The organism is Shewanella sp. POL2 (assembly GCF_000282755.1).
Classification (GTDB): Bacteria; Pseudomonadota; Gammaproteobacteria; order Enterobacterales; family Shewanellaceae; genus Shewanella; species Shewanella xiamenensis.
Genome location: NZ_AKZL01000116.1, coordinates 1 through 12,206 on the forward strand (window position 1 = coordinate 1; position 12,206 = coordinate 12,206).

The 12,206-nt window shown below is 46.8% G+C and carries 7 protein-coding genes; 5 read left to right on the plus strand and 2 right to left on the minus strand.

The annotated features are described in order from the left end of the window. Window positions 1–1,017 precede the first annotated feature (1,017 nt). From speF to SHEWPOL2_RS20045, 3 genes are all read left to right on the plus strand, one after another. Window positions 1,018–3,180 carry an ornithine decarboxylase SpeF gene (gene speF, locus SHEWPOL2_RS20035; RefSeq protein ID WP_037431033.1) on the plus strand — a complete coding sequence of 721 codons (2,163 nt, stop codon included), beginning with the start codon at window positions 1,018–1,020 and terminating at the stop codon, window positions 3,178–3,180. A gap of 85 nt (window positions 3,181–3,265) precedes the next feature. Next, entirely contained in the window at window positions 3,266–4,585 is a 1,320-nt protein-coding gene (potE, locus tag SHEWPOL2_RS20040) for a putrescine-ornithine antiporter (RefSeq protein WP_037431035.1), read from the plus strand. A 121-nt stretch (window positions 4,586–4,706) separates the two neighbouring features. Continuing rightward, window positions 4,707–5,861 (plus strand): porin, encoded by a 1,155-nt coding sequence (locus tag SHEWPOL2_RS20045; RefSeq protein ID WP_037431036.1) that lies wholly within the window; start codon window positions 4,707–4,709, stop codon window positions 5,859–5,861. A 203-nt stretch (window positions 5,862–6,064) separates the two neighbouring features. On the opposite strand, the gene SHEWPOL2_RS20050 is transcribed toward SHEWPOL2_RS20045, so the two are convergent. Both SHEWPOL2_RS20050 and SHEWPOL2_RS20055 read right to left on the minus strand, forming a co-directional pair. Further along, window positions 6,065–8,410, minus strand: a complete 2,346-nt coding sequence (locus SHEWPOL2_RS20050) for a YgiQ family radical SAM protein (RefSeq protein WP_037431038.1) — start codon at window positions 8,408–8,410, stop codon at window positions 6,065–6,067. 211 nt (window positions 8,411–8,621) lie between these two features. Continuing rightward, window positions 8,622–9,020, minus strand: coding sequence for an MAPEG family protein (locus SHEWPOL2_RS20055; protein ID WP_037413796.1), 399 nt, complete (start codon window positions 9,018–9,020; stop codon window positions 8,622–8,624). 155 nt (window positions 9,021–9,175) lie between these two features. Here SHEWPOL2_RS20055 and SHEWPOL2_RS20060 point away from each other — a divergent pair, with 155 nt between their 5' ends. Together SHEWPOL2_RS20060 and SHEWPOL2_RS20065 are read left to right on the plus strand one after the other, a co-directional pair. Then, window positions 9,176–10,396, plus strand: coding sequence for a threonine/serine exporter family protein (locus tag SHEWPOL2_RS20060; protein ID WP_037413798.1), 1,221 nt, complete (start codon window positions 9,176–9,178; stop codon window positions 10,394–10,396). A 173-nt stretch (window positions 10,397–10,569) separates the two neighbouring features. Next, window positions 10,570–12,206: hypothetical protein (locus SHEWPOL2_RS20065; RefSeq protein WP_037431040.1), on the plus strand; the 1,637-nt coding region annotated here is incomplete at its 3' end.

Below are 12,206 nucleotides of genomic sequence, written 5' to 3' on the forward strand. Positions count from 1 at the left end.
GATTAGATAATTGCTGACCTTCACTAATATCTTTGCTCGATAAGGTCATGGCCTGCACCGACCCTAATACTGCGGTAAATAATCCAATTCCGACTATCCACTTATGTAAATGCTTCATCACAATCTCCAATTGATACGTAACACCGCTAATTTACGTCAGTCTTAAGTGGCAAACCTGCCTCAAAACGCCAATTTTCTTCCCTAAATGCTCAAAATTGAGAAAAAGTGTCGACTTTTTGTCATATTTAAGCACTCAAGTGATTTTGTAAAGACTTAATCTGCATTTTTATGCAGGGATGGCGTACTCTATAAATTACCAAGCAAATTAATACTGTAGTTTGCGCGTAATTAGATATTTATTATTTATAAATTTATGCATTTTTAATTTTAAAAATAAACTGACAATATTTACTTTCGTTATTTAGATAATGATACTTAAGGATGATTGACTGTAATTACACAGATAAAACTTATTGCAATAAATAATTACAGTTAATTAAAAATAAGACACCGATCATATTTTTATTGGCAACACCTAGATAAACTCCATGCCGTAATAAAACGAATTAATAATTTTCTCGAATTTCATAATGGAGTTGTATATGAAGAGGAAATCTAAAATCATGGCACATATTCGACGTACTAGACATATCATGATGCCTAGCCAACGTGATTACTTCGACCATTCATTTATCTTCCTTCGCTAATCTTCGCGTAGGTAGTAGACCAATTAACAGGTCTAAAGTGGTATTGCCCTCGTAAGCGCATACACTTATCGTACTGTTTTTTTCAGGTTTATTATCTCGCACCTAAATCAAAGCATTCTTTTGCTCGTGCAGTAACGCTGCGGCTAAGTCATTCATTTTGAATAAATCTATCTATTTATTCTTGGACGACTTATAGCTTCATCATATCTGCACACGGAATAGCCATATCTAATTTAATACCATTAATATTTTTAATTAGGTATAGGCCAAGTTGTATCCAAAACTTTTTAAAGTAAAAGGGAAATTAACGATGAAATCATTAAAAGTTGCCGCCAGCTTATCTGTTAGATCATGTTTTGAAATAGACAGAGAAGTTGTCAATGTATTAACCACAGATTTTTGCGATGTGGGCGCGGCTGTAGTTTCTGTTGATGATGTTAAAAATGGTATTGTTGAAAAAATTAAAAATACCGGATTAAAACTGCCTATTTTCGTATCCGTTTGCTGTGAAGAAACCTTCCCAGATGATATTTGCTCCTCGATTACCGGGGTATTTGAACTCTGCGGTAGCAATACCGATTTCTATGGAAAACAGGTCGAAACCGCCGTCCAAAAATATGAGCAAGCCCTACTACCACCTTTCTTTGGCACACTGAAAAAATACGTGGAAATGGGTAACTCCACCTTTGCCTGTCCAGGCCATCAGGGTGGTCAATTTTTCCGTAAACATCCTGTGGGTCGCCAATTTTTCGATTTCTTTGGCGAAACCATTTTCCGCTCAGATATGTGTAATGCCGACGTTAAACTCGGCGATCTATTAATCCACGAAGGTGCACCGCTGGATGCACAAAAATACGCGGCGAAGGTATTTAACGCCGATAAAACCTACTTTGTGCTTAACGGCACTTCTTCTTCAAACAAAGTGGCGACCAACGCACTGCTAGCGAAGGGTGACTTGGTATTATTCGACCGTAATAACCACAAATCCAACCATCATGGCGCGTTAATTCAAGCGGGCGCAACACCGATTTACTTAGAAACTGCCCGTAACCCCTTCGGTTTTATTGGCGGTATCGACGCCCACTGCTTCCAAGAAGCTTATTTAAGGGAACAAATTCGCGAAGTTGCACCAGAACGAGCCGATGAACAACGGCCATTCCGTTTAGCGATTATCCAACTCGGCACCTACGACGGCACTATCTACAACGCTCGCCAAGTGGTTGATCGTATTGGTCATCTATGTGATTACATCCTGTTTGACTCGGCTTGGGTTGGCTATGAACAGTTTATTCCTATGATGAACGACTGCTCGCCACTGCTGCTGGAACTGACACCTGACGATCCCGGTATTATCGTGACTCAGTCAGTGCACAAACAGCAGGCTGGGTTCTCACAAACCTCGCAAATTCACAAAAAAGATAAACATATCAAAGGCCAAGCCAGATACTGCAACCATAAACGCTTCAACAACGCCTTTATGATGCACGCTTCTACCAGCCCCTTCTATCCGCTGTTTGCCGCATTGGATGTGAACGCTAAGATGCACGAAGGCGCCAGCGGCCGTTATCTGTGGCGTGAAGCGGTCAAAGCCGGTATTGAAGCGCGTAAGTTACTGCTTAAAAAATGTAAATATATCAAGCCATTTATCCCAAGTATGATCGAGGGGCGCCCATGGCAGGATTATCAAACTGAACAAATGGCCGATGATTTACGTTTCTTCGAGTTTGAACCCGGACAAAAATGGCACTCCTTCGAGGGCTATGAAAAAGGCCAATATTTCGTTGATCCTTGTAAATTCCTATTAACTACGCCAGGTATTGATGCCGAAACCGGTAAATATACTGAGTTTGGTATTCCCGCGACGATTTTGGCTAACTTCTTACGTGAAAATAATATTATTCCCGAGAAGTGCGACTTAAATTCGATATTATTCCTGATGACACCTGCGGAAGATATGGCAAAAATGCAGCACTTAGTGTCGCAAATATCCCGCTTCGAGAAATTAGTCGATGAAGATGCGCCATTATCAGAAGTATTGCCTAACGTCTATAACGCCAATAAAGCCCGTTATAAAGACTATACCATTCGTCAACTCTGCCAAGAAATGCACAACCTTTATGTCAGCCATGACGTAAAACAACTGCAAAAAGAAATGTTCCGTCAGGCGCATTTCCCAACCAAGGTGATGGACCCGCAGGAGGCCAATCTTGAATTTATTCGTGGCAATGTCGAATTAGTGCCACTGTCGCAAATCGAAGGTCGAATTGCCGCAGAGGGCGCACTGCCATATCCACCAGGCGTGTTATGTATGGTGCCAGGTGAAATATGGGGTGGCGCAGTACAGCGTTATTTCCTTGCCCTTGAAGAAGGCATCAACTTATTACCCGGATTCTCCCCTGAATTACAAGGTGTTTACCTCGAAAGCACCCCAGAAGGAAAAATCCAAGCCCTAGGTTATGTATTAAATAAATAATTGAAATCAGACTGCAGAGTTAATTAACCCCGCTCTGCAGTCAATTTCAACCTTCTATAATGAATTATATTATTAGGTCATTATTATGAGTAAATCAGCAAATAAAATTGGCGTTATCCAATTAACGATTATTACCATAGTCAATATGATGGGCTCAGGTATTATTATGTTGCCCACCCAATTAGCGCAAGTCGGTACTATCTCTGTGCTTTCTTGGCTTGTTACCGCTGCTGGCTCAACCGCGCTGGCCTTTGCTTTTGCTAAGTGCGGTATGTTCAGTAAAAAATCCGGTGGTATGGGCGGTTACGCCGAATATGCCTTTGGCCGCAGCGGTAACTTTATGGCGAACTACACCTATGCGGTTTCGCTACTTATCGCCAACGTCGCCATCGCTATCTCCGCCGTGGGTTATGCCGCGGTACTGCTCGAAGTGAACTTAAGCCCAATGGCTATCTGTCTTGCCACCATTGGCGTGCTTTGGTTAGCAACAGTGGCTAACTTTGGTGGCGCCCGCATTACGGGTCGCGTGAGCAGCGTGACCGTGTGGGGGATTATTCTGCCTGTAATTGGTGTGTCGTTGATCGGTTGGTTCTGGTTCGACATCGACCTCTACAAAGGCGCTTGGAACCCACATGATATGCCTTTCTTTAAAGCCTTAGGCGGTTCAATCGCGATGACTTTATGGGCATTCCTTGGCTTAGAATCGGCTTGCGCCAACTCAGAGGCTGTTGATAATCCAGAGAAAAACGTACCTATCGCCGTAATGGGCGGAACCTTAGGTGCAGCACTTATCTATATTGTTTCAACCAACGTGATTGCCGGTATTGTACCCAACGCCGAGCTTGCCAGCTCAAACGCCCCATTCGGTTTAGCCTTTGCGCAAATGTTTAGCCCTGTGGTCGGTAAAATCGTCATGGCCTGCGCCATTATCTCCTGTACCGGCTCACTGCTGGGTTGGCAGTTTACTATCGCGCAAGTGTTTAAAGCCTCTGCCGATGAAGGTTTCTTCCCTAAAGTGTTCGCTAAAGTCAGCAAAGCCGATGCACCGATATGGGGTATGACCATCATCGTTTCGATTCAAACCCTGCTGTCTCTGATGACCATCAGTCCATCACTGAGCAAACAGTTTGAAGCCCTAGTAAACCTCGCCGTGGTGACTAACATTGTGCCTTACATCCTGTCGATGGCAGCCCTAGGTGTGATGCAAAAACAACTCAAAGTACCAGCCAACAAGGCCCGTGTTGCCAACGTGATTGCGGTTATCGGCGCCCTGTATAGCTTCTACGCCCTCTATAGCTCTGGTGAAACCGCAGTGATGTTAGGCGCTATCGCGACCTTCTTCGGTTGGACCATCTACGGGGTGATTTCTAATAAAACCCCAAGTGTTGAGATTAAAGCGGCGTGAGCACGTCGCCCCTGCAAGTCTCATTTAATACATAAGAAACTTAACAGCAATACGTCATTAGGGACCTTAAGCCGCAGAGCCTAAGGTCCCCAGACAAAACTTGCCTAATTTAGGTGGAATGATGAAAAAAACCTGCATCGCATTAATGCTTCCCATGCTGTTGGTGGCCACCAGCAGCCAAGCGGTTGAACTCTATAACGATCAAAAAAACTCATTAGATTTAAGTGGTTGGTTAGGCTTCGCGGCACTCAACGACAGCCACGATACCTCAGTAATTGATGACTCCTCCCGAGTACGATTTAGCTTTGAACGCAGCGAGAGAAACGGCTGGACCGCCTTTGCCACCACGGAATGGGGCATCAACATGGTGTCCAGCGATGACAGTTTAGTGATGCAAGGTGGCAAATTGGCCGCCGAAAAAACCGAAGACTTCCTCTATAACCGTTTAGGTTATGTCGGTATGTCGCACGATGAATGGGGTAGCCTCAGCTTTGGTAAGCAATGGGGCGCTTACTACGATGTTGCAGGCACTACGGACTTACCGAACGTCTTCGCCGGATATAGTGTCGGTGCCTATGCCTTTAGCGATGGCGGGTTAACCGGAACAGGCCGTGCAGACTCCGCGTTTATCTACCGTAATAGCTTTGGCCCAGTGCAAATCGCCCTACAATACGCCGCCAAAACCAATGGTGATGTCACCTTAAAAAACGACGACGGCAGCGAAATGACTAACTCTGAGCTTAATTTCGACAGCAGTTACGGTGCCAGCCTGACCTACTCACTCACAGATAAATTTAAGCTACTCGCCGGCTTTAATCGTGGCGACTTTGAAGGCCACCTAGGTAACACTCAAGTCGATGAAACCAACGAAATCGTCGGTATCGGCGCCATGTATGGTGACTATTACCACTATGCCGATAACCGCGAAGCCAGCGGTCTCTACGTCGGCTTTAACGCCCATCAGAGTAAGAACAATGAACTGGTCGGCGGCGAACTCTACGACGCTACTGGCGCTGAGCTGATGACGGCCTATCAATTCGATAATGGCTTTGTGCCTATGATTGTCCTCAGCTATTTGGACTTAGACACAGATGCCAGTACGCCCATCCAAGGCAAATGGACCCGCCAATTCGCCATGCTTGGCCTGCACTACCGTTACAGTAACGACACTGTGATGTTTGCCGAAATGAAGTTAGATTTCAGCAATATGGATGATCCAGCACTCGAAGCGCAGGAAGATAATGGCTTTGCGGTAGGGATTAACTACTTCTTTTAGGAATGGAAAGTCTTCATCAGGCTCTCCCGTACATTGAGGGATAGTGGCTCACGTTCCTCATATCCGTGGGCCCATTTGAGACTGAGGTGCGGCGCACGTTCCGTCTACAAACGCTCGCCACACACTCATTGGATGGTACCGCTGGTTTACCATCATCTCTGCGCCACTCCAAATCGGTTTACTGGAGTGGCTTTTTTTCACCATTACTTGGCGTGCTGACGGCCTGAAGAGACTTTGTTTCCGCGGCCTTGGTGGCCAGCCTTACCCTGCTCAGCTTTGCCCTTAAAGCCCGACTGACCAAATGGCGCCTTAGCTCCAGGACGGCTGGTTTTAGGCTGCTGACTTTGCGGCGCATTCGCCCCAGACTTTGGTCCCTTAGGCTTGCTTGCGCTCGGTTTGCCCTTGGCATCGCCTTTGCCTTTACGCTCATCAAACTGATTACCCGAGAAGCGTGTCAGGGCTTTTTGCCCTTGGTTGGCATCCTTCATCCATTTAGGGCCACGTTCGTTGCGCCCTTCTGGCGGCACGAGGTGATTCGGGCTGTTGCCAATCAAATCTTCACGCCCCATGGCAATCAAGCCTTCACGGATAATCGGCCAACCTGCTGGGTCGTGGTAACGCAGCAGCGCCTTATGCAAGCGGCGTTGGCGACCCTTCTTCGGCACTGGCACCACTTCACTGGTGTGCTTGACGTTTTTCAGCGAGTTCAGCTCAGTGTGATAAATAGTCGTCGCATTGGCCATCGGTGATGGGTAGAAGTTTTGCACTTGGTCGAGCTTAAACTTACGCTCCTTCAACCAGAGCGCGAGGTTGAGCATATCCTCATCGGTCGTGCCGGGATGCGCCGAAATAAAATAAGGGATCAGGAACTGCTCTTTACCCGCTTCCTTAGAAAACTTATCGAACAGCTCTTTAAACTTATCGTAGGCGCCCATGCCGGGTTTCATCATCTTGCTGAGCGGCCCTTCTTCGGTATGCTCAGGGGCGATTTTTAAATAGCCGCCCACATGGTGCTGGACCAACTCTTTGACATAAGCAGGATCTTCAATCGCTAAGTCGTAACGCACACCCGAAGCAATCAAGATTTTCTTAATGCCGGGCACAGCACGAGCGGCGCGGTACAAGTCGATAGTATGTTTATGATCTGTGCCTAAATGGCCGCAAATCGATGGATACACACAGGATAAACGGCGACAGGTTTTCTCCGCTTTTTCACTGGTACAACCGAGGCGATACATGTTGGCAGTGGGGCCACCTAAGTCAGAAATCACCCCAGTAAAACCGGGAACCTTATCCTGAATATCTTTGATTTCTTTGATAATCGATTCTTGCGAACGGCTCTGGATAATTCGGCCTTCGTGCTCGGTAATCGAGCAGAATGAACAGCCACCAAAGCAGCCGCGCATAATGTTGATCGAGGTTTTGATCATGTCATAGGCAGGGATTTTCTCCTTGCCGTAGGCAGGATGCGGCACCCGTTTATAGGGTAAATCGAACACGGCATCCATTTCGTCGGTATTGAGTGGCCAAGCTGGCGGGTTCACCCACACGCCACGGTCACCGTGGGGCTGGAACAACGCCCGCGCACAACCCGGGTTTTGCTCTTGGTGCAAAATCCGCGAAGCATGGGCGTATAAATATTTGTCTTCAGACACCTTTTCAAAGGCAGGCAGCAGCACATAGGTTTTATCCCATGGCTTAGGGCGTGGCGGCTGCACACTGATAGGCTTTGGCGCATCGTTATCGAAAATTTTAACATCCGATGGGCCTGATAAATTGGCGCAGCCCACATCGTCGGCGCCATAGGGGTTCGGGATAGGATCGATCTTATGTAGTTGATCTATCTTGCGAGAATCCATCCCACGCCACTCGGGCATAGGCTCTTTACGGATAACGGCAGTACCGCGCACATCTTGGATATCCGCAATCGCTTCGCCCGCCGCTAAACGACGCGCCACTTCGGCCAGCGGACGCTCGGCGTTGCCGTACATTAAAATGTCGGCCTTGGCATCAAAAATCACGCTGCGGCGGACTTTATCCGACCAATAATCGTAGTGCGCAATACGGCGCAGACTCGCTTCGATGCCGCCGATAATGACAGGCACATCTTTGTAGGCTTCTTTACAACGTTGGGTATAAACCGTCACAGCGCGGTCGGGGCGCTTACCGCCGACATCGCCCGGAGTATAGGCATCATCGCTGCGAATACGGCGATCGGCGGTGTAGCGGTTGATCATTGAATCCATATTGCCGGCGGTAACGCCAAAAAATAGATTCGGGCGCCCTAGCTGCATAAAGGCATCTTTGCTCGACCAATCGGGCTGGGCAATAATCCCGACGCGGTAGCCTTGGGCTTCTAACATACGGCCAATCACCGCCATACCAAAACTAGGATGATCCACATAGGCATCGCCAGTGACGATAATAATGTCACAGCTGTCCCAGCCTAATTTCTCCATCTCCTTGCGGGACATAGGTAAGAAAGGCGCTGTGCCAAAACATTCGGCCCAATACTTGGGATGGCTAAACAGTGTGGATTCAACTTGCATCGATTTTGACCCAAAAACGTAATGTCAAACAAAGGTGCAGACAAAAGCAAGCCGCACCGATTTAGGGACGCGGAGTATAGCAGGCAAACAGGGATAAGTGCGATTAAAAAAACAGCAGCAGAGGTGTTTTTCGGGGTATTTACGCCAATGCGCTTAATACCCCTAAAGTGGCTAAGGATATGGCTTAGACGGCCATTACCTATCCCAGCAGTTACAGACTTTGGGAAAAATGCACTAAGTTGACTAGGGCTAGGCTGATAGTCACCAACCAAGTGAGCAACACGCCCCAAAAACGGCCGAAATGATAACCGCCTTTGCCTTGAGTTAAGCCAATAGCATGGAGTAAACGCGCTACAATCCATACAGTACCAAAGCAGTGCAAATAGAAATGCGCTAAGCCACCCGCCTCGGCCACTAGCATTAAAATCAATACGATGGGCGCATTCTCAATTAGATTTGCGTGCACCCTGTTCGCCAGTGCTAAAGCATCGTTACCGCCGTCACCGAGACCGATTTTTTGGCTTCGTCTTAATTTCACCACTCGATACGCTAAAGCAATGATTAACAACCCAGTCAAGCTGGCGTAAAACCCTGTTACGATTAATGGCATAGCAACTCCCTTTTAATTAACATAAGCGCGGTATACACCGCAAAAATTCAGCAATTTATTTGTATTAAGGTTAAAAGCCATTAACCTTTTAGTGACGAGATAGGTTAATATGCGCGCGCAATCTCTTACAACTTTTTATACAGCGAATAGCACGATTGGATAACGAACAGTTTCTCGAAAAGCGTAAATTTATCATTAAGCTAGGTAAGGCTTTGCATAAGTTTGGCACACCCGCTTACCGTCTTGAAACCCATTTACAAACCGTTTCTCGGACGCTCGGAATCGAAGGTTATTTTTTAATCTCGCCGACCTCCATGACCTTCGTATTACAACACGATACCGATCAAGAATATAACCATGTTGCGCGGGTAAAACCCGGCGAGTTGGATTTAGGTTCTCTCGCCCGCACCGATGAACTGGTGGATGAACTCACCTCAGGTAAACGCACGCTCACCGAAGCCTTAGACAGGCTAGAGGAAATTGCCAACAAACCCAACCCCTACGGCCCAGCATTAACCTGTTTCTCCTTTGGTACCTCGGCGGCCGCCTTTGCCATGTTGATGGGCACGGGTTGGAACGATGTATTTTGGTCGGGCTTGTTAGGCTTGCTGGTCTATGGCTTTGTGTACCGCGCCGAGCGCTCGACGCGCATGGCAGAAGTGTTAGAGCCATTCGCGACGATTGTTTGCGCCATTGCCGCCTGCGCCATTGCCCGCATCGACCCCAATATCAATATTCCGGTGGTGATCCTCTCCTCGATCATCATCTTTATTCCCGGTTTAGCCTTAACCTTGGGGCTTGCTGAGCTGGCGGCACGCGATTTGATTTCGGGCACAGCGCGGATCATGGACGCCAGTATGCTGTTGTTTAAGCTATATTTTGGTGCAGTTTTGGGGATGGCAATTGGTAAAGCCTTCTTCGGTGAGGCCATTTATATCGAACCGGAAGGACTGCCTCGCTGGGCGATTTGGTCGGCGGTGCCCATCCTTTCTATGGCGCTGGTGTTCATCTTTAAAGCACGGATGCAAGATTCGCCTTGGGGCGTTCTAGCGGGAATTGTCGCATTTTTCTCCGCCATGTTAGGTGGGCACTTTTTTGGGGATTCGGTGGGGATCTTTTTTGGTGCCCTAGCCGTAGGAGTTTACTCCAATCTTTATGCCCGTTGGATGAAGGCTCCCGCCTCAATTGCATTGCTGCAAGGCATTGTGATCTTAGTACCCGGCAGTAAAACCTACATAGGGCTGAACGCGCTGATCTCCGGCGAAACTATGCTTAACCAATCCCATATTGGCTCACAGATCTTTTTGATCTTTATGTCGCTTATCGCCGGACTGATTTTTGCCAACGTCGTAGTACCACCAAGGCGTACGCTATAACATTCATCCTCAGGGCTGGCGCCAATTCCAGCCCTATTCTTAAAATAACCTTATGAAAAATCATAATTTTATTAAAATGTTTACTTGACTAATCGTCATATCCCGTGTGTTATTAAATTGTGAAGCACAGCAGAACCTTAAGCTGTCGCCATCCAGTTTACGGGAGTGGTTTTATGCAGAAGTTTACCCTGTATGCATCGATTCTACCTTGTTGCCTCTGTGGTCTAGTCAACCTAGCCACAGCGGATGAGGTTGCGCCCAAAACCACCTCGGATCAAGCCCCAAAAAAGGTTAGTAAGATCATCGTTGTAAGCAATCCTATCTTCGACGAGTCAGATCCCGATGCATTTTTTATCCACCGCTGGGCAAACTATCTGCATATAAATACCAAGGAATATGTGGTTCGCGATAAGCTTACCTTTAGCGAAAACGATACGGTCACCCAAAAAGATCTCGATGAGTCTCAACGTTTACTGCGCGCCGAACCTTATATTCGTGATGCCAAAGTTTATACAAGTCAGAAGGATCCCCAAACGGATTCTCCCCTCGAAGATGAATCCATTATTATTGAAACTTGGGACAACTGGTCGCTACTGCCAACGGCCAGCTTTAGCAGCTCAGGAGGAGACACTCGTTATTCCTTTGGCGTAAAAGAAGATAACCTTCTAGGTACTGGCATTCGCACCCGCTTAAAGTATCAATCTAACGAATCCCGCACTGGCTATAAGTTTGCCTTTGAGGCACCCGTGAGTTTTATCGATCACGGCATTGTCGCCGCTGAATTTTATGATAATAGTGACGGCCAAGCTAAACATGTGTACGTGAGCAAGCCTTTCTATTCATTGAATACTGAGACCATGTACTCGGCCGAGTTTTTAGATGATAGCCGCACCGATATTTTGAGACAAAATGGGCAAGAGGTGAACGAGTTTGCCCACACTGTCGATTACCTTAATTTGCAATATGGTTGGTTACTCAATAGAAGCAACGACAATCTGTCTCGCTTTATTGCTGGCTTTACCCAAGACAAACACGAGTTTGCCAATTCAGAGGTGTATCCTAACTCAGAGTTACCACAAGATAGGGACTTTATGTATCCCTGGGTTGCCTATGAATATGTTCAAGATGATTTTCAGATACTCAACAACGTGCACCTGATCCGTAATAATGAAGACTTTAACTTAGGATGGCATCACTATATCCAACTCGGTATTGAAACCAATGATATCGGCGACAATAGCCCAGTGGGTTACCACTTTAAATGGCAAACCAGTAAGGGTTATAAATTTGATGAACATCTTTGGTTACTGGAAATGGGCGCGACCAGCACTCTAGGCACCACGCAAAAAGACACTTTTCAGGCTAATGTACAAGCGGAATACTTTTATCAAATCAATCCAAAATGGATTGCCTATGGCAAAGCTTGGGCAAGCCAGTCCAATAATACCTATCTCGATCTAACTCAAGGACTTGGGGATGAAACTGGAGTACGAGGTTATCCCAACGAATATCAACAAGGGGATAACCAATGGTTATTTACCGCCGAAATCCGCAATTATCCGAATATCAACTTATACCAATTAGCCGAACTCGGCTGGGCAGTCTTTGCAGATGTAGGCCAAGCCTCTGGCGGTCCCTTAGCCGACAATAACGAAGTCAACGGCCCACTCGGTAGCATAGGTATTGGCGCGCGGATTTATTCATCTAGATCCAGTTATGGCAACGTCGCCCATATCGATTTTTCGGTACCTTACACGGGGGGCGATTCAGTAAACAGTTGGGAATGGCGATTCTTAGTCAAACAAAGCTT

What these genes read in the sequence shown, in the direction of transcription:
- speF (WP_037431033.1), top strand. Translation starts at nt 1,018, where the DNA reads ATGAAATCATTAAAAGTTGCCGCCAGCTTATCTGTTAGATCATGTTTT.
- potE (WP_037431035.1), top strand. Translation starts at nt 3,266, where the DNA reads ATGAGTAAATCAGCAAATAAAATTGGCGTTATCCAATTAACGATTATT.
- SHEWPOL2_RS20050 (WP_037431038.1), bottom strand. Translation starts at nt 8,410, where the DNA reads ATGCAAGTTGAATCCACACTGTTTAGCCATCCCAAGTATTGGGCCGAA.
- SHEWPOL2_RS20045 (WP_037431036.1), top strand. Translation starts at nt 4,707, where the DNA reads ATGAAAAAAACCTGCATCGCATTAATGCTTCCCATGCTGTTGGTGGCC.
- SHEWPOL2_RS20055 (WP_037413796.1), bottom strand. Translation starts at nt 9,020, where the DNA reads ATGCCATTAATCGTAACAGGGTTTTACGCCAGCTTGACTGGGTTGTTA.